At 62.9% G+C, this 19,895-nt stretch carries 25 protein-coding genes; 12 read left to right on the forward strand and 13 right to left on the reverse strand.

The window, feature by feature from the left end:
* Positions 1–19 precede the first annotated feature (19 nt).
* Both AABE10_RS20010 and AABE10_RS20015 read right to left on the reverse strand, forming a co-directional pair.
* The gene (locus tag AABE10_RS20010; RefSeq protein WP_428983358.1) at positions 20–2,302 is read right to left on the reverse strand and encodes a DUF3141 domain-containing protein; all 2,283 of its coding nucleotides are present in this window, start codon (positions 2,300–2,302) and stop codon (positions 20–22) included.
* Positions 2,303–2,725: 423 nt separating this feature from the next.
* Complete coding sequence (locus tag AABE10_RS20015; RefSeq protein ID WP_342934992.1) at positions 2,726–3,880, reverse strand: acyl-CoA dehydrogenase family protein; 1,155 nt, start codon at positions 3,878–3,880, stop codon at positions 2,726–2,728.
* 198 nt (positions 3,881–4,078) lie between these two features.
* Here AABE10_RS20015 and AABE10_RS20020 point away from each other — a divergent pair, with 198 nt between their 5' ends.
* The 3 genes from AABE10_RS20020 to AABE10_RS20030 all read left to right on the forward strand — a co-directional run bounded on the left by AABE10_RS20020 (position 4,079) and on the right by AABE10_RS20030 (position 5,477).
* The gene (locus AABE10_RS20020) at positions 4,079–4,801 is read left to right on the forward strand and encodes a sulfite exporter TauE/SafE family protein (protein ID WP_342934993.1); all 723 of its coding nucleotides are present in this window, start codon (positions 4,079–4,081) and stop codon (positions 4,799–4,801) included.
* Positions 4,802–4,894: 93 nt separating this feature from the next.
* Positions 4,895–5,230 (forward strand): YbjQ family protein, encoded by a 336-nt coding sequence (locus AABE10_RS20025; RefSeq protein ID WP_342934994.1) that lies wholly within the window; start codon positions 4,895–4,897, stop codon positions 5,228–5,230.
* Positions 5,231–5,282: 52 nt separating this feature from the next.
* Complete coding sequence (locus AABE10_RS20030) at positions 5,283–5,477, forward strand: YqaE/Pmp3 family membrane protein (RefSeq protein ID WP_342934995.1); 195 nt, start codon at positions 5,283–5,285, stop codon at positions 5,475–5,477.
* Between the two features lie 40 nt (positions 5,478–5,517).
* Here AABE10_RS20030 and AABE10_RS20035 read toward each other — a convergent pair whose 3' ends face one another.
* From AABE10_RS20035 to AABE10_RS20045, 3 genes are all read right to left on the reverse strand, one after another.
* Complete coding sequence (locus AABE10_RS20035) at positions 5,518–5,748, reverse strand: DUF2964 family protein (protein ID WP_342934996.1); 231 nt, start codon at positions 5,746–5,748, stop codon at positions 5,518–5,520.
* A gap of 92 nt (positions 5,749–5,840) precedes the next feature.
* Positions 5,841–6,449, reverse strand: a complete 609-nt coding sequence (locus tag AABE10_RS20040) for a hypothetical protein (protein WP_342934997.1) — start codon at positions 6,447–6,449, stop codon at positions 5,841–5,843.
* 67 nt (positions 6,450–6,516) lie between these two features.
* Positions 6,517–6,909, reverse strand: a complete 393-nt coding sequence (locus tag AABE10_RS20045; RefSeq protein ID WP_342934998.1) for a hypothetical protein — start codon at positions 6,907–6,909, stop codon at positions 6,517–6,519.
* Between the two features lie 645 nt (positions 6,910–7,554).
* On the opposite strand from AABE10_RS20045, the gene AABE10_RS20050 reads away from it, so the two are divergent.
* A complete protein-coding gene (locus AABE10_RS20050; RefSeq protein WP_342934999.1) occupies positions 7,555–7,959 on the forward strand; it encodes a helix-turn-helix domain-containing protein in 405 nt (134 codons plus the stop codon).
* A 28-nt stretch (positions 7,960–7,987) separates the two neighbouring features.
* On the opposite strand, the gene AABE10_RS20055 is transcribed toward AABE10_RS20050, so the two are convergent.
* From AABE10_RS20055 to AABE10_RS20065, 3 genes are read right to left on the reverse strand one after another with little or no spacing between them, the layout of a single operon-like run.
* The gene (locus AABE10_RS20055) at positions 7,988–8,476 is read right to left on the reverse strand and encodes a lytic transglycosylase domain-containing protein (RefSeq protein WP_428983365.1); all 489 of its coding nucleotides are present in this window, start codon (positions 8,474–8,476) and stop codon (positions 7,988–7,990) included.
* Between the two features lie 38 nt (positions 8,477–8,514).
* Positions 8,515–8,877, reverse strand: coding sequence for a hypothetical protein (locus AABE10_RS20060; RefSeq protein ID WP_342935000.1), 363 nt, complete (start codon positions 8,875–8,877; stop codon positions 8,515–8,517).
* 14 nt (positions 8,878–8,891) lie between these two features.
* Entirely contained in the window at positions 8,892–9,260 is a 369-nt protein-coding gene (locus tag AABE10_RS20065) for a hypothetical protein (protein WP_342935265.1), read from the reverse strand.
* Positions 9,261–9,637: 377 nt separating this feature from the next.
* Between AABE10_RS20065 and AABE10_RS20070 the strand changes: the two genes are divergently transcribed.
* Both AABE10_RS20070 and wrbA read left to right on the forward strand, forming a co-directional pair.
* Positions 9,638–10,345 carry an MgtC/SapB family protein gene (locus tag AABE10_RS20070; protein ID WP_342935001.1) on the forward strand — a complete coding sequence of 236 codons (708 nt, stop codon included), beginning with the start codon at positions 9,638–9,640 and terminating at the stop codon, positions 10,343–10,345.
* A gap of 170 nt (positions 10,346–10,515) precedes the next feature.
* Entirely contained in the window at positions 10,516–11,115 is a 600-nt protein-coding gene (gene wrbA, locus AABE10_RS20075) for an NAD(P)H:quinone oxidoreductase (RefSeq protein WP_342935002.1), read from the forward strand.
* Between the two features lie 210 nt (positions 11,116–11,325).
* Here the strand turns inward: wrbA and AABE10_RS20080 are convergent, their stop codons facing one another.
* Positions 11,326–11,874 (reverse strand): YbaK/EbsC family protein, encoded by a 549-nt coding sequence (locus AABE10_RS20080; protein ID WP_342935003.1) that lies wholly within the window; start codon positions 11,872–11,874, stop codon positions 11,326–11,328.
* 188 nt (positions 11,875–12,062) lie between these two features.
* Positions 12,063–12,650 carry a DUF3331 domain-containing protein gene (locus tag AABE10_RS20085; RefSeq protein WP_342935004.1) on the reverse strand — a complete coding sequence of 196 codons (588 nt, stop codon included), beginning with the start codon at positions 12,648–12,650 and terminating at the stop codon, positions 12,063–12,065.
* A 503-nt stretch (positions 12,651–13,153) separates the two neighbouring features.
* Between AABE10_RS20085 and AABE10_RS20090 the strand changes: the two genes are divergently transcribed.
* Together AABE10_RS20090 and AABE10_RS20095 are read left to right on the forward strand one after the other, a co-directional pair.
* The gene (locus AABE10_RS20090; RefSeq protein WP_342935005.1) at positions 13,154–13,531 is read left to right on the forward strand and encodes a DUF427 domain-containing protein; all 378 of its coding nucleotides are present in this window, start codon (positions 13,154–13,156) and stop codon (positions 13,529–13,531) included.
* A gap of 72 nt (positions 13,532–13,603) precedes the next feature.
* A complete protein-coding gene (locus AABE10_RS20095) occupies positions 13,604–13,822 on the forward strand; it encodes a hypothetical protein (RefSeq protein WP_342935006.1) in 219 nt (72 codons plus the stop codon).
* A gap of 67 nt (positions 13,823–13,889) precedes the next feature.
* On the opposite strand, the gene AABE10_RS20100 is transcribed toward AABE10_RS20095, so the two are convergent.
* Together AABE10_RS20100 and AABE10_RS20105 are read right to left on the reverse strand one after the other, a co-directional pair.
* Positions 13,890–14,033, reverse strand: a complete 144-nt coding sequence (locus AABE10_RS20100; protein WP_342935007.1) for a hypothetical protein — start codon at positions 14,031–14,033, stop codon at positions 13,890–13,892.
* Between the two features lie 66 nt (positions 14,034–14,099).
* Positions 14,100–14,390, reverse strand: coding sequence for a hypothetical protein (locus tag AABE10_RS20105; RefSeq protein ID WP_342935008.1), 291 nt, complete (start codon positions 14,388–14,390; stop codon positions 14,100–14,102).
* Between the two features lie 398 nt (positions 14,391–14,788).
* Between AABE10_RS20105 and AABE10_RS20110 the strand changes: the two genes are divergently transcribed.
* From AABE10_RS20110 to AABE10_RS20120, 3 genes are all read left to right on the forward strand, one after another.
* Entirely contained in the window at positions 14,789–15,004 is a 216-nt protein-coding gene (locus AABE10_RS20110) for a hypothetical protein (protein ID WP_342935009.1), read from the forward strand.
* Between the two features lie 241 nt (positions 15,005–15,245).
* Positions 15,246–15,437 (forward strand): hypothetical protein, encoded by a 192-nt coding sequence (locus AABE10_RS20115; RefSeq protein ID WP_342935010.1) that lies wholly within the window; start codon positions 15,246–15,248, stop codon positions 15,435–15,437.
* 148 nt (positions 15,438–15,585) lie between these two features.
* Entirely contained in the window at positions 15,586–16,611 is a 1,026-nt protein-coding gene (locus AABE10_RS20120; RefSeq protein ID WP_342935011.1) for a S1C family serine protease, read from the forward strand.
* Between the two features lie 31 nt (positions 16,612–16,642).
* Here AABE10_RS20120 and AABE10_RS20125 read toward each other — a convergent pair whose 3' ends face one another.
* Complete coding sequence (locus AABE10_RS20125; RefSeq protein ID WP_342935012.1) at positions 16,643–19,012, reverse strand: DNA polymerase II; 2,370 nt, start codon at positions 19,010–19,012, stop codon at positions 16,643–16,645.
* A 227-nt stretch (positions 19,013–19,239) separates the two neighbouring features.
* On the opposite strand from AABE10_RS20125, the gene ahpC reads away from it, so the two are divergent.
* Positions 19,240–19,803 carry an alkyl hydroperoxide reductase subunit C gene (ahpC, locus tag AABE10_RS20130; protein ID WP_152755769.1) on the forward strand — a complete coding sequence of 188 codons (564 nt, stop codon included), beginning with the start codon at positions 19,240–19,242 and terminating at the stop codon, positions 19,801–19,803.
* Positions 19,804–19,895 lie beyond the last annotated feature (92 nt).

The raw sequence follows: 19,895 nt of genomic DNA on the forward strand, positions 1-19,895 counted from the left end.
CGATGCAACTGCGCATCGTTCATTCGACCTGTTGGCCCGCTTCCGTGCGCCGCGCCGATTTCTTCTTCGATGCCGATTCGAAAATCGTCAGCACGCGCGCGAGGTCGGCGCGCTCGTTGTCATCAAGCGGCAGCGTCGTGCTGATCTTGTCGATATCGCGCGCGGCGTTGCGGATATGCGTGGCGGACGCGTCGGCCAGCAGGCCGGGCAGCGCTTCGATCGCCGCTTCCGTGTCGAGGCGCAGCAACGCGGCCTGTTCGCGCACGACGTGCTTGAACGCCAGGATGCCCTGATCCGATAGCGTGCTGAGCATTTCGCGCGCGAGGTTGAAGCGGCGCTCGTCCGCTTCGCCGTGCGTGCGCCTGACGTAGAGCAACGCGCGCACGCTCGCTTCGAGAAGGCCGCCTTCCGTCATGTCGTTGCGCAGACGCGCGTGCTCGGCGACGATCGATGCTTCGCGCTCTTCCGTGTTGCCGGGTTCCGTCAATGCCGCCGCTGTTTCGCTGCCCGCTTGCGGCGGAAGACCGGCGAACGCCTGCAGCCAGGGCGCGCCGTATACCGTTTCGAACATCTGCTCGACGGCGGCGTCGCGCATGTCGCGGTAGTAATCGAGCGATGCTTCGATCGCGTTCGACATGAACGTCTGCATCTGCAGGAACGGATTGTCGGGCTCGATGGGCGCGCGCGCTTCCTTCACGCTTTGCGCAGCCTGCGCAACGGACGACGCAAGCGGATTGCGATCGGACCACAATTCGTAGGTCACGCGCAGCGGATGCAGCTTGCTCGCGAAATCGGCCATCCACGGCATCGTGCCCGCGTGCACCCACGGCTGCATGATGCTGCGGTACAGCCCGAGATTGAAGCGCGACAGATACGCGGCCGTCGCGAAGCGCCGGTCGCTTTCCGGGTCGGGCTGCACGATTGCGCGCACGTCAGCAACCGTGCGCGGCGAAATCGACAGCACGTTGTCGCCGATCACGAGGTCCGTATGCTCGGTCGCTTCCGTCTTCGCGCCGATGTGCGCTTCATAGAGGCCGGACGGCAGCAGGTCGATCAGATCGATATTGCTGACGAATTCGCGATGCTCCTTGCGTCCCGTGCTGCTCGACACGAAGATGCCCAGGTGGCCGATGCTGTCGTGCGTCGCGTAGACGATGGTCTGGTCGTGGCCGAGCAGATCGGCGTCGTCGCGATAGAGGTCGGTGATCCAGCCGAGCGCTTGCGGCGGCGGCGTGATGTTGTCGCCATACGAGCAGAACACGACGATGGGCGAGCGGATATTGCGCAGGTCGAGCCGCACGCCGTCCGCTGTCACGATCTCGCCCTTGACGAGCCTATTGCCGACGAACAGGTTGTCGACGATGTACTGCATCTCGCCCGCGTTCAGGAACACGTGACCGCCCCAGTACTTTTCGAAGCCGAGATAGCGCGGCCCTTCCGTATCGATGTTCGCGTAGAGGTTGTACTGCTTCGTCCACAGCGTATTGGCGGGATTCAGGTTCTCGAAGTTTTCCACGAGCCACGCGCCGTCGAAGCGGCCATCGCCGATATCGCCCGTCAGCGCAGTGAGCCACGAGCCGCCCAGCATGCCGCCCGAATAGCGCATCGGATTCTTGCCGCGCCATCCGGCCCAATACGACACGGGCGCGCCCGCGACAATGATCGGGCCGAACAGCTCGGGGCGCATCGCGGCCGTCATCAGCACTTGCCAGCCTGCCTGGCAATTGCCGATCACGGCGGGCTTGCCGGGACTGTCGGGATGCAGCTCGATCACTTTTTCGAGGAACGCCGCCTCTGCATGCATCACGTCTTCGACGGTTTGTGCCGGCACGGGGTCGGGCAAAAAGCCGATGAAATAGCACGGATGTCCTGCGCGCAGCGCAGCGCCGATTTCGCTTTCGCGCTTGAAGCCGCCGATGCCGGGGCCGTGTCCCGCGCGCGGGTCGACGACGACGAACGGACGCAGACGGCCAGGATCGTGTCCGTCGGCGAGATCGCGGTCGGGCTTCAGGTCATCGGGCGGGACGATGCGAACGAGGCCGTAGTTGACGGGACGCGGCAACTGCCGCCCGTCGACGATCAGTTCCCTGTCGAAGTCGAGCACGTTGGGCACGCGTTCCTGCAGGTGCGACTGATATTGATTGCCGCGCTCGCGCATCACGTCGGCAAACAGCACGCTGCGCTGCCATGCATCGATCGCGTAGGCGGACGCTTGCGTCAGCAGATTGCCCGGCATCGACGCGAAGGGCATCGGCGGAATGGAAAAGCTGGACGAAACGGATGTCGGGAGAGACTGATTCATGGTCGCTTCGAACTCCCTCAAAGAGTCGGTGCCACGGTCCCATGCGACGCGCGCCTCGCACGCATCGCGTGTACATCGAACTCGTACGCCAGGCGTGCATCGTTGCACTGGGTCACGCGCCTGAAACCAGGGCGAGACTTCAACACGCCTCATCGAGGCGCGGCATCGATCAAGATCAGCGATAAAGATGGCAGTTGCATGACGCGAGTATGAATGCGGCCATCGGACGCGCGATACGCACGCGAAGAGGCTCGTTGCGGCTTGTTGCGTTGCGTCATCAAAGCAGTTTAGGTCGGGATGTTTTTTCTGGCAATCAAAAAGCGATGCCTGCCTGCGGGGGCGCAATGAAAGCGTGGAAAGGGTGGAAATCGTGGACGACATGCGCCGTCCACGCGTTGCGCCGAGGCGCGCGCGATCGATGCATCAACGGCTTGCGTCGCGAATCATGTTGCGCGCAATCACGAGCTGCTGGATCTGCGACGTGCCTTCGTAAATGCGGAAGAGGCGCACATCGCGATAGAAGCGCTCGACGGCATAGTCGGACACATAGCCCGCGCCGCCGTGGATCTGCACCGCGCGATCCGCGACACGTCCGCACATCTCCGATGCAAAGAGCTTGCAGCACGACGCTTCCGTCGACACGTCCTCCTTGTTGTCGCGGCGGCGCGCGGCATCGAGCACCATCGAGCGCGCGGCGTAGATTTCCGCGCGGCTGTCGGCGAGCATTGCCTGCACGAGCTGGAATTCGGCGATCGGCTGGCCGAACTGCTTGCGCTCCATCGCGTAGCGCAGCGCGTCGTCGAGCATGCGTTCGGCCGCGCCGACGCAGATCGCCGAGATATGCAGGCGTCCTTTGTCGAGCACTTTCATTGCTGTCCTGAAGCCGACGCCTTCCTTGCCGCCGATGATATTCGCGGCGCTCACGCGGCAGTTCTCGAAGATCACGTCGCAGGTATGCGCGCCTTTCTGGCCCATCTTCCTGTCGATCTTGCCGAGCGACAGACCCGGCGTGTCTTTCTCGACGATGAACGCCGAGATGCCGCTCGCGCCCTTGATGTCCGGGTTCGTGCGCGCCATCACCGTGTAGATGCCCGCTTCCGGTGCGTTGGTAATGAAGCGCTTGGTGCCATTGATCACGTAATGATCGCCGTCGCGCACGGCCGTCGTGCGCAGCGATGCGGCATCGGAACCCGACCCCGGCTCCGTCAATGCGAACGATGCGATCAGTTCGCCCGATGCGAGCTTCGGCAGATAGTGGCGCTTCTGTTCGTCGGTGCCGTCGATGACGAGCCCTTGCGAGCCGATGCCGTTGTTCGTGCCGATCAGCGAGCGGAACGCGGGCGACGTCCTCGCGATCTCGAACGCGGCGAGCACTTCTTCTTCCATCGTCAGGCCGAGGCCGCCGTATTCCTCGGGAATCGACAAGCCAAACAGACCGAGTTCGCGCATTTCACTGACGATGGCAGCGGGAATCTCATCCGTTTCGGCGACTTCGTTTTCGGCGGGCACGAGACGCTCGCGCACGAAGCGCGACAGTGAGTCGAGAAGAATAGACAGTGTTTCCTGGTCGCGGATCATCGTTCGTATTACCTGTGTGCAGTGTCATATACGTTGCAATTGTGCCTGCACCGTTGAGAGTTCGTCATGCGGACGGGCATCGTTGGCGATGCGCGGGTTCTGCGTCCCCGCTTCCCGTTAGCTGCCGTTGTCCTTGACGCGGTTGCGATGCAGCCATTTTCGAGTAGCATGGCGCCAGCGCATTTTCCGGGGACACGCGTGGGTTATCTGTTGGTACTGGCCGTCGGCCTGGCGGCGGGGACGTTGAGCGGCGTGATCGGCACGGGCTCGTCGATGTTGCTGATGCCTGTGCTCGTGATGATGTTCGGCCCGCAGCACGCCGTGCCCGTCATGGCGATCGCGGCGATCATGGGCAACGTCGGCAAGGTGCTCGCGTGGTGGCGCGAAATCGACTGGCGCGCGTGCGGCGCATATTGCGCGACGGCCGTGCCGGGCGCGGCGCTCGGCGTGCGCACGCTGCTCGCGCTGCCGCCGCATGCCGTCGAGATCGCACTCGGCGTGTTCTTCGTCGCGATGGTGCCGGCGCGCCGCTGGCTCACGCGCCGCTCGATCGGTCTCAAGTTGTGGCATCTGGCGATGATCGGCGGGCCCATCGGCTTTCTGACGGGCATGGTCGTATCGACGGGCCCGATCACGGTGCCCGTGTTCATGGGTTATGGTCTCGTGAAGGGCGCGTTCCTCGCGACGGAAGCGGCCGGCTCGGTCGGCGTGTATGTGGCCAAGGTGATGACGTTCGGACACTTCGGCGCGCTGCCCGTTCACATCGTACTGGACGGGCTGATCGTCGGCTGCGCGCTGATGGCGGGCGCGTTCTGCGCGCGCCGCATTGTCGTGCGCATGAGTCCCGGCACGTTCAGGCTGATCGTCGACGGGCTGATGCTGTCGTCGGGACTGTCGCTGCTGTGGGCGGCCGGGCGCTAAACTGCGTGACTTGCTTGCCAGGGCCACGCGATGCATGCCGCCGTGCATGTTCCCCTTGAACCCGATGCAATCACTCGACACGAAAGGAACGACATGATCGAACGAAACATGGTCTCCACGACTTTCGATTTGCCCGGCTATACGGTCGACGGCTCGCTTGGCATCGTGCGCGGCATCATCGTGCGCTCGCGTTCGGTGGTCGGCGCGATCGGCGCGGGGCTGCAGACGATCTTCGGCGGCAACATCTCGCTGTACACGTCGTTGTGCGAGCGGGCGCGTCTGGACGCGTACGAGCGCATGCTTGCGGAAGCCGGGACGCTCGGCGCGAACGCTGTCATCGGCATGCGGTACGATGCGACCGAAATCGCCTCGGGCGTCACGGAAGTGCTCTGTTACGGCACGGCAGTGCGCGTGCGCCGCAACGGGTGATCGAAGTATTCAACCCTAAGTTCAACCCGAAGTCGATGCCGAAGGAAATGTCATGCGCCTGTTGCTTGCCCTGATCTTGCCGTGGTTCCAGTTCTTCACGATTGGCCGTCCGATTGCGGGCATCATCTGCCTCGTGCTGCAACTGACGATCATCGGCTGGCTGCCCGCCGCGATATGGTCGGTGTATGCGCTGAGCCAGTACAACACCGACAGGAAGATAGAAGAAGCGCTCGGCCGGCGCACGTAAGCCGCGCCACGCGCATGCATGGGGTCACGATGGCGTGCCGCTAGTCGTCGTCGACGAACAGCATCGACACATAAAGAATCGTCGACACGGCGATGATGCCGACGCCGACGAGCACTTTCGTGCGGTTGAATTCAAGCCCGCCGTTGATCGCAACGGCGATGCCGACGACGGCCGACAACGTGCCGATCGCCGCCAGCACGACGTGCGCCTTGCTCCAGATCATCTTGCGGCGTGCTTGGCGCTTCGGAGAGTTCCAGGGTTCGATGGGCATCGCAGTGACCGTGATGCAAGCGCATTGGCTGCCGAAGACGGCCCGTCTCGCCGAGAGGGCAAGACGGGCCGGCCGTCGAAGTCGAGTGCTCGTTATTGAATGGGCGTGCCGTCGCGTGTGATCTGGATGGCCGTCGCCGATACGTAATTCGCGCGGACGCTGTCGCCGACCTTGATCTTGTCGAGCGGCACGTCGGGCGCGACTTGCAGGATCACGCTGCGGCTGGGTCCGCGCAGTGTCACCTGACGCTTCTTGTGGTCGATCTTCTGCACGGTCGCGACCACTTCGATGTTCTGCTTCTGCGTCGACGCGCCGCCTTCCACGGGCGTAGTCGATTGCGACTCGATGCGCGAGCGCACGCCCTTCGCGTCGACCTTGTCCGCCGACAGTAGCAGCGCGCCCTTGTACGAGACATGCACCTGATCGCCGACCTTCAGCTTCTTCACGTCGCCGACGTCGGGATCGACTTCGACGATCGTCGAGTTGCCGCGCGGGCCGCGGATCGTCACCTCGTTCCTGTCGATGTCGATATGCGTGACGCGCGCCGTCACTTCGGCGACGGCAGCTGTGCCGACCGCGTTCGCAGCAGGCGAAGATGCCGGATTGTCCTGCGCGCGTGCGTCGATGGCGGGCGCGGCCAGCACCGCGCAAGCCGCTGCGATGGCCATGATGCGAATCGAACCGCGAACTACATGTTGCATGTGAGACTCCTCGTTTGTGCGTTGAGTGTGCCGATCGTCCTGTGCCGGGACGTGGCGGTTTTAGTGGTCACGCTGTTTCGACGGCGTGGTTTGCTGCTTTCTGTCTCGCGTCGTCGTATACGCGGCGACGTTCCGCTTCCACCAGCATCCGCTTGCGCTTGATTGACTGCCGGTGAATGGGCGGCCCCATCACGGCCACGTAGTCGTTGTAGCGATGCTTCTGGAAACGGCGGAAGAAGTCGGGGCCGGGCAGGCCGTTGCTGAGCGCAAGCAGCACGCCGTAGTCGATCGTCGAGACTTCCCCGAGCGACGCAACGGCCCGCTCCAGTGCGTCATAGCGCGCAGTGAGCGGATCACCCGCGCCGAACATTGCGTGAAATCGCTGATAGGTAAGGAGCCGCTCGTGCTCGGCGGCGCGTCGCAACGCCACGACGATACGTTCAACCCGTTCCACTTCCATGTTGCCCTCCACGCGTGAAAATGCGCCGTCGCGTACGGAATCGAATGCCGCGCGATGGCGTGTTGCAAATAGTCTGTTATGACGTTTATCAGTGAAACCGTTTTTTTGCCAATAAGGCCGGATGTAATTCAATTGCCTGCCGCGTATTTTGTTTTTTAAAGCAAGCCCTCATTGCTTTTCGAGCAGCGAATAAAAACAGGCGTGACTGATCATGCCGGTTGGGTTGAAACAGGCCGCCGGCTAAGGTATTACGTGCTGAAATAAACGCATTGCCGCACAACGTTCTTCTTATGAAAACGGAGCAGGCACACGTACGGTATATGGGCTATGAGGCTTGAATCAATGCGATGCAGTAATGGTTACAGCATGCTAGCAAACGATTTCGGCAAGTTCAAGAAATCATCCGAATGCTTCGAAAATAACGGCGATGATTTATTGTTTACCTAAATGGACATGGTTTTTCTTTTGTTGGGTATCCCGCAATAAAATCCATAAATGATTTCTTGACGCTCATGAAATTTTACGGATGAGAGACACAGTTCCGCTGTAAACATATATCGGTCTTTCAATGCGTTGCATTTGCTGCGCCATGTCCGTCATCCGGCAATCCGGGCGCTCGTGTTCTGACTATCGACGGGGTCGCTCATGCCTTCACGAAACGAAGAATTGCCGACCGTCATGCGCAGACTCGCGGCGGGCAGGATGCTGATGGAAGGCGCGTCGATCAGCGACGTCGCCGCGCAACTGCACATCTCCGAAAACACCGTGCGCAAATATCGCGCGCTGCTGAACGAAGGCGGGCTGGATTCGTTGAGGCAGATGAGCGTCGGAGGCCGTTCGTCGGTGCTCGACGAAGCGGCGATGCAGTGGATCGCGTCCGCGTTGAGCGGACCTGCGAGCATTCACGGTTTCCCGTCGGATGCGTGGACCAGCAACCGTCTGCGCGAACTGATACGCGCGCACTTTGGCGTCAGCTACTCGCGCGTCTATACGTGGCAGATCGCAACCAATCTCGGTCTAGGCCACCGGCTCACGAAGTCACGCAAATAGTCGTGCGACAGGCCGATTTGCGCGGCCTTCAGCGCGCGGAGGGCAGCAGCTCGCCCCATGCGACGAGAATCTTCTGGATGCTGCGCGCGTACGAGTCGCGCTCTTTCGGCGACTCCGAGTGATATGCGCCGATCGCGCGCCACGTGTTGCCGTACTTCACCATCTTCTGCTTGATGAGCCATGCGGCGACATAGATGTTCACGCATGCGTCGGTGAGTGCGCGATGCGGAATGCCGAGGCGCTTCAGGTCGCTGAAATGAATGGAGTTGATCTGCAATTGCCCGACGTCGATCGAGCCGTTCGCGTTGCGATTGATCGCGCTCGCGTCGCCCTTCGATTCGTGCCACGCGACCGCACGCAGAATCAGCGGATTGACGCCCTGATAGGCGGCTGCCTGTTCGAAGCAGTCGTCGGCGCGCGCGACGTCACATGCGAGCGACGACACGGACAACGCGAGCGCGGCCAGCGCGCATTTGAGCAGATGGCGCGAACGGCGCGTCGCAGGAAGCCGATGAATGGACGCACGAGTGGACACGATATGACGCTCCGTTGCCGTTATTTCGCCATCGCGAGTTCGAGTTGATTTTCGACCGAGCGCAGATAGATGCGCGAAGCGTCGGACACAACGAGGCGCGCGGCAGGCGCCGTGGGCCTCACGTCGACGACGCGCGGCTTGCGCTTTTTCGACGCGTGCTTCGGCACGACGGGCTCGTCATCGTCGTCGGATACGGGCGGCAGCATCGAGAGGGTCGGCAGCGGCGGATAGACCTTGTCGGCGGCGGGCAGGCCGGAGATGCCCGGCGCAACGTTCGCGCTGCCTGCCGACAGCGTGCCGGCGACGGCCGGCTGGCCCGCGTGAGCGGCCTGGCTTAGCCCGGCGAGCACGAGGCTCGCCGCGAGGAGAGCGGTCCTGAACATGGCGAGGCTTCCCTTCATGGTGTGCCGGAGAGGGTCGCGGAGGTCGGCCTGATCGACACGCTATATGGCTGGTTCGCGCCCGCTGTCAGGTTCTCCAGACTGATCTTCGCCGGATGCTGCGACGGCACGCCTCGCCAGATGGCCTGATTCAGATACGGCAGGTCCTGGCCGAGGGCGGTGACGAGAATCGTCGTCGGCTGCTTTTGCGCGGCGGCCAGCGCGCCCGCTTTGGCGAGCACGGCCGCCAGTTGCGGATCGCGGGCGCCGAGCGCATCGGGCGGAATCGTGAAGCTGATGAGGTCAGTCGACACGGGCGGCTTTTCTGCCTGCGATGCCGTGTTCGCAGGCAATTGCGCGCAACCGGCCATCGCGACGAGAACCATACAAAACGCAAGCTGCTTCACGAACCGCTCCAGAAGTCGTTGACGCTACATCGGTTTGTCGGCACGGCCGCGGCGAACTTGATATGCGATCCGCAAACGTTTGGCAAATCAGGAAACTTGACTCAGGAACGGCCGTCGTCCGGAAACTCTGACCGTCGAACGACTAGAAAAACGGTGAGGTTGCCTCGCGCCTCGTCGGCGGTTGGCGGGCGCGTGCGTTCGACGCACAGCGGTTTACCGGTTTGCGCGCGCGATGAACTGTGACAGGCTCGCGACAAAGCCGCCGAACATATTCGTGTAACACAGTAGTGAAACACGGCGGCTTCACGATAGCGTCCCCATCATTCCGGCCTCACGGCTTACAGCATACGAACAACATGGCAGCGGATTTCATCTGGCGGCTACTCGCCGCGTTTGCGTTCGGCGTCGCGATCGGTCTGGAACGGCAGATGCGCCAGCGCACGGCCGGGCTGCGCACGATCACACTGGTGGCGAGCGGCGCATGCCTGTTCGTCACGCTCGGCATGCTGACGGGCAACGGCGTGGCGGGTGTCACGCAGATTGCTGCGTATGTCGTGTCGGGCGTCGGCTTCCTGGGCGGCGGCGTGATCATGCGCGACAAGGGCTCGATCCAGGGCATCAACACGGCGGCGACGCTGTGGTGCTCGGCCGCCGTCGGCGTGCTGTGCGGCGCCGGTCATTACGGGCCGGCGTTCGCGGGCACCGTCGTCGTGCTCGCGACCAATACGCTGCTGCGCGAAGTGAGCCGCGCGATCAACGCGACGCCTGTATCGAACGCGGATCTCGTGCGCGAATATGTGCTGACGGTCGTGTGCCGCGAACAGGATGAGATTCACATTCGCACGCTGCTGTCGAACTCGATGTACTCGCAGCCTTTGTCGTTTCAGAGCCTGACGAGCCAGGACTTCGAGGACGACCCGATGCGTATCGAAGTGACGGCGACGTTGCGCATGCACCCGAAGGACCAGGGGAAGCTCGAGCTGATGGCAAGCCGCATCAGCATGGAGAAGGGCGTGTCGAGCATCAGTTGGTCCGCGAAAGAAGCCGAGCCGACGCCCGAGTGACACAGCGCATTGCAAGCCGTTGCGCGAAGCGCGGCAATGCGCTGTTCGCAAACGGGACCCTCGCGAGACATGCGATGCGCGTCCGGGTATCGTGAGCGGCACGGCAAGGTGACATGCCTGCTTATCAACGCGAAGCGCGATGGCTTCGCTTTTCTACTCAGGAGATCGCAATGGCCAAGGTTCTCGTTCTTTACTACTCGTCATACGGGCACATCGAAAAGATGGCCGAAGCAGTGGCAGAAGGCGCGCGCGGCGCGGGCGCGCAGGTCGACATCAAGCGCGTGCCGGAGACCGTCCCCGAAGAAGTCGCGAAGAATGCGCACTTCAAGCTCGATCAGCAGGCGCCCGTCGCGACGGTGGCCGACCTCGAGCACTACGATGCGATCGTCGTCGGCACGCCGACGCGTTATGGACGCATCTCGTCGCAAATGGCTGCGTTTCTCGACCAGACGGGCGGACTGTGGATGCGCGGCGCGCTGAACGGCAAAGTCGGCGCGGCGTTCGCATCGACGGCGACGCAGCACGGCGGGCAGGAGACGACGCTCTTCTCGGTCATCACGAACCTGATGCACCTCGGGCTGATCATCGTGGGCTTGCCGTACAGCCACCAGGGGATGATGAACATGACGGAGATCGTCGGCGGCGCGCCGTATGGCGCAACGACGATTGCATCGGGAGACGGCTCGCGCCAACCCAGCGCAATCGATCTCGAAGGCGCGCGGCATCAGGGCGCGATTGTCGCGAAGACGGCCGCGAAGCTGTTTGGCTGAGCGTCGTTCTTATTGCAGCCGATTGCAGCCGATTGCAGCCGATCGCAGCCGATTTGCAGCCGATTTGCAGCCGATCGTGAGTCGTTCGATTGCAAATGGATGGACGGACTGAACGCGCAGCGCACTGAATGCAGTTTGCCGTCAGTGCGCGAAAGCGCTCGCGTCTGCCTGCCGGAATAACGTTGCAGATTCGACCGGTTGAATTGCGCGTCACGCAGTCTCGCCAGGCGGCAACGTCAATTGCGCAATCTCAACCGCGTCGAGTCGCTCGAGCACGGCGGGCGCGAGCAACAGTTTCGCCTTGCGAACGCCTGCGCCCATCACGACCTGCTGACGTTCCATCACGTCGGCATCGACGAGAATGCGCCAGCTCGCGGGCAAACCGAATGCGGTAATGCCGCCGAACTCCATCGCGCTCTGTTCCGTCGCGACCTCGCGCTGCGCGAACGAAATGCGCTTCGCGCCGAGTGCCGCTTTCACTGCGCCGTTCACATCGAGGCGCAGCGAGCCGAGCGTCACAAGCGCGGCCAGATGCTCGCCGCCATCTTTCTTGTAGCGAACGACGATCGTGTTCGCGCAGTCTTCCATCGGAAAGCCGTAGCGGACGCTGAAGTCGGCGGTATCCGAGGCATCGTCGGTGACGGAGAACACGACGATGTCGCGGCTTGCGATCGATGCGGCGACGTGCGCGGGAAGATGCGCGCCGATCTGATCCGGCGCAATGACGTCGAGCTTCTGAAGCGGTTCGTGCGAAAGCATGATGGCGTGAGAACGATCGAGGACGAGGACAGGGCGCGCACATTGTACGATTCGCTGCCGCGTGCCGCCGATCCGCAATCACTGTGCCGCATCGTTGCTCATGCGGATTGAAAGCGATTACGGACCGCTGCGCGCGCAACGTTCCGAAGGGCAGGCCTCTTTCTTCGACCAAGAGAGAAGCCGTCGCATCACTCGAGGTCGTCGAGCAGTGTGGCGAGAATCATCTGCGACATGTTGCGCGGACGGCTCGAAGGACGGCTGAACGGTCCATACACAGCATCGCCGCGCACGATCTCCGCACCTGTCAACGCGCACACGCCGCGCGAGCGCGCAATGCGGCGCACCCACAACTGTTCGGTGTAGCGCCCGGCCGTCGAATCGCGCCACGTGATCGAAACCGACTTCGCGCCGAAACGTTCGACGAATGTGATGACGGCAGCGCTGTGCTCGTCCGATGCCGCCTGCGATCGCGCGCGCTCGGCATTCGCCGTGCGTCGTGCCGCGCGCGCCGCGCAGGCGCCGTTGTCGCATTTGTCGGACGATGCGGCCCTGGTGTCCTGCGAAGGCGACTTGCCTAGCCGCGAGATGGTCGCCGTCCACGGGTCGCACAGAGCGGGCTTCGCGGGCGCCGAGCCGCCGCTTGCCGCCTCGCGTCCTACGTCGGCATAAAGCGCCTGTGTGCGGCCCAGTTCGACTTCGGTACTGTTGTGCCGGTTTGCGTGGGCGGGGCGCCTGGGTTCGGCCGTAGTACCAGTTGCAGTTCCAATCCTGCTCACGTCGACTCCTCTTCAAAGCACGGCCCTTCGAAGCGGCCATATTGCAAAGACAGAACCCTTACGTTCTATTCCTGGCGGCCGCTTGCGCGCGGGCGAAAACGCATGCGCCGCGCGTCGTTGCGCCCTGGCGGCGAACGAACGGAGCGGCTGCACGCTGCAAGACAGCGTAGCGATAAGCTTGTCACGGCCGGCAAAAATGGCCGGTCATATGGCGAGGATGCTAACGGCTCGGCATCGTGGGATAAATGCCGCGAAAATGAACACTCAATTTATCTAATTCAAACAATGAGAGCGCTTTGACGTGCGGCAGCGTGCAATCGCTTGCCCGTCGTGCGATTCCGTCGATGCATATGCACACGGATCGTGCGTGAATCGGGCAGATGCGCGCCATAGCAGCTACGTCCAGCAGGGTCTTGCCTTGACTTCGAAATGCGGGCGTCCATACTCGATTCACGCCTTGGCGCTTCGCCACGAGCTCATCTCATCGCAAGGACACGACCGTTATGGACAAGACAGTGAAGGTTCCCGGCCCCGATCATCCCATCACGATTGCAAAGAGCGGATCGCGCGTCGTCGTGTCCGTGGCGGGGCGCAAGATCGCCGACAGCAACGATGCGCTTTCCTTTCACGAAGCGTCCTATCCCGAGGTGCTCTACATTCCGCGCAAGGATGTGGACATGTCGCTCCTCGAACGCAGCGATCATTCAACTTACTGTCCGTACAAGGGCGAGTGCAGCTACTACAGCATTCCCATCGGCGGCGAGCGTTCGGTGAATGCCGTGTGGACTTACGAGAGCCCCTACGATGCCGTTGCATCGATCAAGGAACATGTCGCGTTCTATCGCGATCGCGTGGACTCTTTCGAAGTCGGCGCGCAATAAAAGAAGTCGCGAATGGACCGCTATCGCCGCGGTTCATTCGCTTGCGGATCGAAAGGCGTCAGCGTTTGAACTGTGTTCGACAGCCCGGGCAAACGTGACATGGATGACAAGAATAAAGCGCGCCTGATCGACGCAGAGCGCGCCGATTCCATCGACTGCGATATCCGCGACATGCGCGATGCGTTTCAGGACGGTGTGCAGCGACGGCAAATCGCCGTCGAGCGTTTGCGTCGGCCGGGTCCTGCTGCGCGGGAAGGGGGCGTGGCTGCCGTCGCTGCGGGCGACGGCTAGCGAAAGCGGGAAAGCGAAAGGAGCGGCGAGGGCGTCAGCGGGCGCCCTCGCCGGATTGATGCAAGCGTTACTCGACGATCGAGTAGCGCGAGGGCTGCGCCGGCTTCACCTCGACGGGCTGTTGGATACGCGCGCTCGCGCCACGGATGAAGAAGACCGCGCACAACGCCACCAGGGTCCAGACGGAAAAAATAACGGTCAAAGCGCTCATTTCAGATCATTCCAGTAAAACAGGACTGCGGTTACGTACTGCCCGTCGGGCTGCGATAGCTGCCGGTCAATGCATGGTGTGACGCGCCTGGCCGTCGAACAGAAGCTCGTCGATCAGACGAGTGGTCAGTTCGAGCTGCTTTTCCAGCGACATGCGCGCCAGTTCCGCGCTCGCCTCGTCGCCGCGCGACACGGCGGCGTGCGTCTGGGTGGCAAGGCGCAGCACGGTGTCCGAGGCGAGTTGCAGGCCACGCATCAGGTCTTCCGGCGCGAACGCCGACCCGCTGTTGCATTCCGGCCCCGAGGCTTCCGGCGAGCCGGTCTCGAACTCAAGATTTCTGTTGTATCGGTAAGACATCTCAGGCTCCTCGGTGCACCAGCACGATTGAAGTGTGCGCCGTGGGACTCCTTTTCAATTCGTCGAACAGAGGCCGGTTTTCGACTCATTCCGGCATCACCGCGCCGACCTCGCATTCCGCTGACCAATCGGGCCGCGAGCAGGCAGATGATCGCGCTGCGATTATCCAGCTACGCGCACTCAACACTCTCTTTGCGCTTCGGACGAATAGTAAGCAACTGTTATCGCGCGGTCTGCAAGGGCTGGCCCTGGGTTGCGGCGCCGCCCGTTATTGCGCGGGTCATAGTGCATGGCTCGCGGGCCCGCTCCGTGGGCGTGCCGTAATGTGCGGTCACAACTGCTTGCGAACAGTTTGTGCAGCGTCTGCTCCAATGCCAGAAAGGAGAAGGAGAACGATGATGAAAAAATTACTGACGCTGGCAGCCGTCGTCACCGCGACGATCGGGCTGGGGGGCTGCGTCGTCGCGCCGCCCTATGGCTATGCGTATGCGCCGGACTACGGCTATGGCTACGCGCCGGGATATTACGCGGCACCGTCGGTTAGCGTCGGCGTCGGCTATAGCTGCTGCTGGGGCCACGGCGGATGGGGCCATGGCGGCGGCTGGCACCGGTAAGCGGCGTGCCGCATACGCCAATTGCGCCGATGCGCCGCGTGCGATCGCACTGGAGGAATGTGAAACGAATCGCGCATAAGTGAACGGTCCGCATCGGGCGTTCGGCGCCACTGTTGCATGCGCGCACATGACGGCGGCGCGGCTGCGTCTGAGGTACGATCACGGAGGCCGGGAACGCCCGACATACCCGGTTCTCCCCACGCAACGACTTCGCAACGCCACCAACGTTTTCACACTGAGCATGGACTACCGCGTTACCTACGAGCACAGCCTCGCCACCGCCCCCGACGACTTCATCGTGAATGTGCCGGCGCAACTGGTGTCGGATGTGCCGTCGAATGTTCCACGGGCGCTGCTGCCCGAAGTCATCGAGAAGCTGATTCTCGAACGCTCGCCGCGCATCGGCCGCATTCGCAATCTGAAGCTCATCTGACACCCCGCACTGACGCCGCGAACTGACGCCGCATCGGCCTCCAATTCGCCATTCCCACGCTCGCGGCCGGTTCCGACGTCGGCCGCGTCCGCTTGAAAACGGCTTGCTCGCCCTGCATGTCTGGCTCTCGCCAATCCGGAGCCTTTTCATGGGAAGCCGTCCCCGTTTTATCGACGATATGTCGGGCGCCGCGTTGAACGCCGCCGCCCCCGGATCGTCCGACGACGACGCACTCCTCGACGCCTATTCGCGCACCGTCATCGATGCGCTCGAACGGGTGCGGGCAGCCGTCGTCTTCATCACCGTCGAGCGCCGCGTGCCGGGCGCGCCCGAGCGCCACGCGCGCGCGGGCACCGGCTCCGGTTTCATCTTCACGCCCGACGGCTATCTGCTCACCAACAGCCACGTGGTGCACGGCGCGACGCATATCCGCGTGCAGCTCGCCGACGGCACCAGGTTCGACGCCGATCTCGTCGGCGACGATCCGCACAGCGATCTGGCCGTGCTGCGCATCGGCTCGCCGGAGCCGCTGCCGCATGTCACGCTCGGCGAATCGGGGAAATTGCGCGTCGGGCAGATTGCGATTGCCGTCGGCAATCCGCTCGGGCTCGAACAGACGGTCACGGCAGGCGTCGTGTCGGCGCTCGGCCGCTCGCTGCGTTCGAATTCAGGCCGCATGATTTACGACGTGATCCAGACGGACGCTGCGCTGAATCCCGGCAACTCGGGCGGTCCGCTGATCAATTCGGCGGGGCAGGTCATCGGCGTGAACACGGCGATCATTCCGGGCGCTCAGTCGATCAGCTTCGCGACGGCCATCGACACGGCCAAGTGGGTCATCATGCAGATCTTCGCGCATGGCCGCGTGCGACGCGCGTACATTGGCGTGGCCGGGACGACGATGGCATTGCCGCGCCGCGTGCAGCGCTATTTCGATCTGACCTCGGACAGCGGCGTGCGCGTGATGGAGATCGTCAAGGGCAGTCCCGCCGCGTCGGGCGGCCTGCGCACCGACGATACGATTGTCGCGATCGACGGGCAGATCGTCGATGGCGTCGATACGTTGCAGCGCGCGCTCGACGGCACGAAGATCGGCCGCGCGGTGAACGTGAGCGTGCTGCGCGGCACGCAGCGCGTCGAACTGACCGTGACGCCCGTCGAGCAGACGGCCTGAAAGCGGCCTGAAAAGCGGCCTGAAAAGCGGCCTAAAAGAGCTGTCGCTGGCCTGACGCGAGCGTTGTGAAATCGTCGCGCAGCAACGGCAGGATCGCATCGGCGACGGGCTGGAGCTGACGCGTCAGGTAGTGCTCGTAATCGATGTCCGAGCGCAGCGTTTCGAGCGGCTCGGGGCCGCCGCTCGTCATCACGTAGCTGATCCAGCCGCCGTTCTGATACTGCAACGGGCGGCCGCGCTGCCGGTTGAATTCGTCGGCGGTGCGCGCGGCGCGCACGTGCGGCGGCACGTTGCGTTCGTAATCGGAGAGCGGCCGGCGCAGCCGCTTGCGATAGACGAGCAGATCGTCGAACTCGCCCGCGAGCGTGCGCCGCACGTAATCGCGCACATAGTCGCGATACGGCTGCTGCTTGAAGATGCGCAGATACAGTTCCTGCTGGAAGCGCTGCGCGAGCGGCGTCCAGTCGGTGCGCACGGTTTCGAGCCCCTTGTAGACGACTTCCTCGCTGCCGTCGACGGCCACCGTCAGGCCCGCGTAGCGCTTCTTGCTGCCTTCTTCCGCGCCGCGCACGGTCGGCATGAAAAAGCGCTGGTAGTGCCGCTCGAATTGAAGTTCGAGTGCGCTTTCCAGTCCGAAGCGCTCGCGCACGTGATCGCGCCACCACGCGTTGATTTTGCCGACCAGCTCGCGCCCGATGCGCGCCGCGTCTTCTTCGTCATGCGCGTGCCTGAGCCAAACGAAGGTCGAATCGGTATCGCCGTAGATGACTTCGTAGCCGCTCGCTTCGATCAGCTCGCGCGTGCGATGCATGATCTCGTGGCCGCGCATCGTGATCGACGACGCGAGCCGCGGGTCGAAAAACCGGCAGCCCGTCGAGCCGAGCACGCCGTAGAACGCATTCATGATGATCTTTAGCGCTTGCGACAGCGGCTTGTTTTTCTCGCGCTTTGCGGCTTCGCGTCCTTCCCACACTTGCGCGACGATCGACGGCAGGCAGTGGCGCGTGCGCGAAAAGCGCGCGCCGAGAAAGCCGGGCACCGAATGCTCATCGTCGGGATGGCGCGCGCCGTCGACGAGGCCGACGGGATCGATCAGAAACGTGCGGATGATCGACGGATACAGGCTCTTGTAGTCGAGCACGAGCACCGAATCGTAGAGGCCGGGCTTCGAATCCATCACGAAGCCGCCGGGGCTCGCCGCGCCCGCGACGTCGCCGAGGTTCGGCGCGACGTAGCCGAGCCGGTGCATGCGCGGCATGTACAGATGCGTGAACGCGGCGACCGATCCGCCGCTGCGATCGGCGGGCAGTCCCGTGACGGTCGCGCGTTCGAGCAGGAAGGGCAGCAGTTCCGTCTTCTCGAAGATGCGCGTGACGAGCTCGCAGTCCTTCAGGTTGTAGCGGGCTAGCGCGGGCTTGTCTTCGTCGAAGCGGCGCTGGATTTCGTCCATCCGCTGGTACGGGTTGTCGATCGACTTGCCCTCGCCGAGCACTGCCTGCGCGACGTATTCGAGGCTGAACGACGGAAAGCTCCACGTCGCGGAGCGCAGCGCCTCGATGCCGTCGATGATCAGCCGCCCCGCCGCGCCCGCGAAGAAATGATTCTGCTTGAGGCCGTGCTCGCGCCATTCCATCACGGCGCCGCCGCGTCCGATACGCAGCGGCACGCCATGTTCTTCCGCTGTATCGCGCAGCACCTTCAGATCGAACCGCACGAGATTCCAGCCGATGATCGCATCGGGATCATGCCGCTCGAACCATTCGACGAGCCGCTCGATCAGTTGCGCGCGCGTGTCGCAATACTCGAGCGCGAAGTCGAGGTCCGACGCATCGGCATTCTTTGGCCCGAGCATGTACACCTGTCGCTGCCCGCAGCCTTCGAGCGCAATCGAATACAGCTCGGCGCGCGCGCTGGTTTCGATGTCGAGCGACACGAGCTTGAGCTTCGGACGATAGCCGCTCGCGGCCTTCATGTCGGCGTTCAGCAGCGGGCCGCCAGCGAGATTCGGCTCGCCGCCGAACAGCACGGGCGCGGTGATGAACCGCTCCATCATGTAGCGCTCGTGCGGAAACACGTCGGCTTCGTACACGTCGACGCCGCCTTGCTTCAGCCGCTTTTCGAGCGCGATGAGCTGCCGGTACTGCGGGCAATACAGCCCCAGCACCGGCCGATGGTTGAAATCGCACAGATCGAGTTCGCGCAATTCGACGTTCTTCTCACGATGCAAGACGGCTTGCGCGCGCTCGCGCTGCGCGGCGGGAATGAATGCAACGCACGGCTGCGGGCGCAGGCGGACGTGGCGCGGACCGTCGTCGGTGGCGAGCCAGAACTCGATTTCCGTCCCGGCGGCCGTATCGCGCCAATGACGGGTGAGGAGAAACCCCTGCTGAAGCTCGGACAAGCTGAAAACCCCTGCGCGGACACTTTTTGCCGTCATTCTACCCGCGACAGAAGGCGTGCGCCCCGGGCGCTTCCCTTGTGCGACGGGCGTTCAGGGTGAATTCGGACGGGCAATAGAAAATCTAAATTGATTTAATCGTAACAATCAAATTTATTAAATTCGGCGTCTTCTTCATACTTCAATCCAACGCAGCACCCAACTCAACTCAACCGAAGAGGACGCATCAGATGCCGATCATCAACACCCAGGTCAAACCGTTCAAGGCCACCGCATACCACAACGGCGATTTCGTGACCGTCACCGACGAGAGCTTCAAGGGCAAGTGGTCGGTCGTCGTGTTCTATCCGGCCGACTTCACGTTCGTGTGCCCGACCGAACTGGGCGATCTGGCCGATCGCTACGAAGAGTTCAAGAAAATTGGCGTTGAAATCTACAGCGTGTCGACGGATACGCATTTCACGCACAAGGCATGGCACGACACGTCGGACACGATCGAGAAGATCAAGTACCCGATGATCGCCGACCCGACGCTCGCGATCTCGCGCAACTTCGACGTGCTGATCGAAGAAGAAGGCCTTGCGCTGCGCGGCACGTTCGTGATCAACCCGGAAGGCGAGATCAAGCTGTGCGAAATCCACGACAACGGCATCGGCCGTGACGCAGGCGAGCTGCTGCGCAAGGTGCAGGCTGCGCAATACATCGCGGCGCATCCGGGCGAAGTCTGCCCCGCCAAGTGGACGCCGGGCGCCGAGACGCTGACGCCGTCGCTGGACCTCGTCGGCAAGATCTAAGCCGCCGATCCGCTAAAAGCCACACGCTCTTCGCTGTACCTCTGCTTTCAGCGGCGCCATTCATGAAGTGGCGCCGCGTGAAGCAGTCCGCA

It is taken from the genome of Paraburkholderia diazotrophica (genome assembly GCF_038900755.1).
GTDB classification, from domain to species: Bacteria; Pseudomonadota; Gammaproteobacteria; order Burkholderiales; family Burkholderiaceae; genus Paraburkholderia; species Paraburkholderia diazotrophica_A.

What these genes read in the sequence shown, in the direction of transcription:
- AABE10_RS20030 (WP_342934995.1), top strand. Translation starts at nt 5,283, where the DNA reads ATGCGCCTGTTGCTTGCCCTGATCTTGCCGTGGTTCCAGTTCTTCACG.
- AABE10_RS20040 (WP_342934997.1), bottom strand. Translation starts at nt 6,449, where the DNA reads ATGCAACATGTAGTTCGCGGTTCGATTCGCATCATGGCCATCGCAGCG.
- AABE10_RS20050 (WP_342934999.1), top strand. Translation starts at nt 7,555, where the DNA reads ATGCCTTCACGAAACGAAGAATTGCCGACCGTCATGCGCAGACTCGCG.
- AABE10_RS20025 (WP_342934994.1), top strand. Translation starts at nt 4,895, where the DNA reads ATGATCGAACGAAACATGGTCTCCACGACTTTCGATTTGCCCGGCTAT.
- AABE10_RS20065 (WP_342935265.1), bottom strand. Translation starts at nt 9,260, where the DNA reads ATGGTTCTCGTCGCGATGGCCGGTTGCGCGCAATTGCCTGCGAACACG.
- AABE10_RS20060 (WP_342935000.1), bottom strand. Translation starts at nt 8,877, where the DNA reads ATGTTCAGGACCGCTCTCCTCGCGGCGAGCCTCGTGCTCGCCGGGCTA.
- AABE10_RS20090 (WP_342935005.1), top strand. Translation starts at nt 13,154, where the DNA reads ATGGACAAGACAGTGAAGGTTCCCGGCCCCGATCATCCCATCACGATT.
- AABE10_RS20035 (WP_342934996.1), bottom strand. Translation starts at nt 5,748, where the DNA reads ATGCCCATCGAACCCTGGAACTCTCCGAAGCGCCAAGCACGCCGCAAG.
- AABE10_RS20100 (WP_342935007.1), bottom strand. Translation starts at nt 14,033, where the DNA reads ATGAGCGCTTTGACCGTTATTTTTTCCGTCTGGACCCTGGTGGCGTTG.
- AABE10_RS20045 (WP_342934998.1), bottom strand. Translation starts at nt 6,909, where the DNA reads ATGGAAGTGGAACGGGTTGAACGTATCGTCGTGGCGTTGCGACGCGCC.
- ahpC (WP_152755769.1), top strand. Translation starts at nt 19,240, where the DNA reads ATGCCGATCATCAACACCCAGGTCAAACCGTTCAAGGCCACCGCATAC.
- AABE10_RS20110 (WP_342935009.1), top strand. Translation starts at nt 14,789, where the DNA reads ATGAAAAAATTACTGACGCTGGCAGCCGTCGTCACCGCGACGATCGGG.
- AABE10_RS20080 (WP_342935003.1), bottom strand. Translation starts at nt 11,874, where the DNA reads ATGCTTTCGCACGAACCGCTTCAGAAGCTCGACGTCATTGCGCCGGAT.
- AABE10_RS20015 (WP_342934992.1), bottom strand. Translation starts at nt 3,880, where the DNA reads ATGATCCGCGACCAGGAAACACTGTCTATTCTTCTCGACTCACTGTCG.
- AABE10_RS20120 (WP_342935011.1), top strand. Translation starts at nt 15,586, where the DNA reads ATGGGAAGCCGTCCCCGTTTTATCGACGATATGTCGGGCGCCGCGTTG.
- AABE10_RS20105 (WP_342935008.1), bottom strand. Translation starts at nt 14,390, where the DNA reads ATGTCTTACCGATACAACAGAAATCTTGAGTTCGAGACCGGCTCGCCG.
- AABE10_RS20115 (WP_342935010.1), top strand. Translation starts at nt 15,246, where the DNA reads ATGGACTACCGCGTTACCTACGAGCACAGCCTCGCCACCGCCCCCGAC.
- wrbA (WP_342935002.1), top strand. Translation starts at nt 10,516, where the DNA reads ATGGCCAAGGTTCTCGTTCTTTACTACTCGTCATACGGGCACATCGAA.
- AABE10_RS20010 (WP_428983358.1), bottom strand. Translation starts at nt 2,302, where the DNA reads ATGAATCAGTCTCTCCCGACATCCGTTTCGTCCAGCTTTTCCATTCCG.
- AABE10_RS20070 (WP_342935001.1), top strand. Translation starts at nt 9,638, where the DNA reads ATGGCAGCGGATTTCATCTGGCGGCTACTCGCCGCGTTTGCGTTCGGC.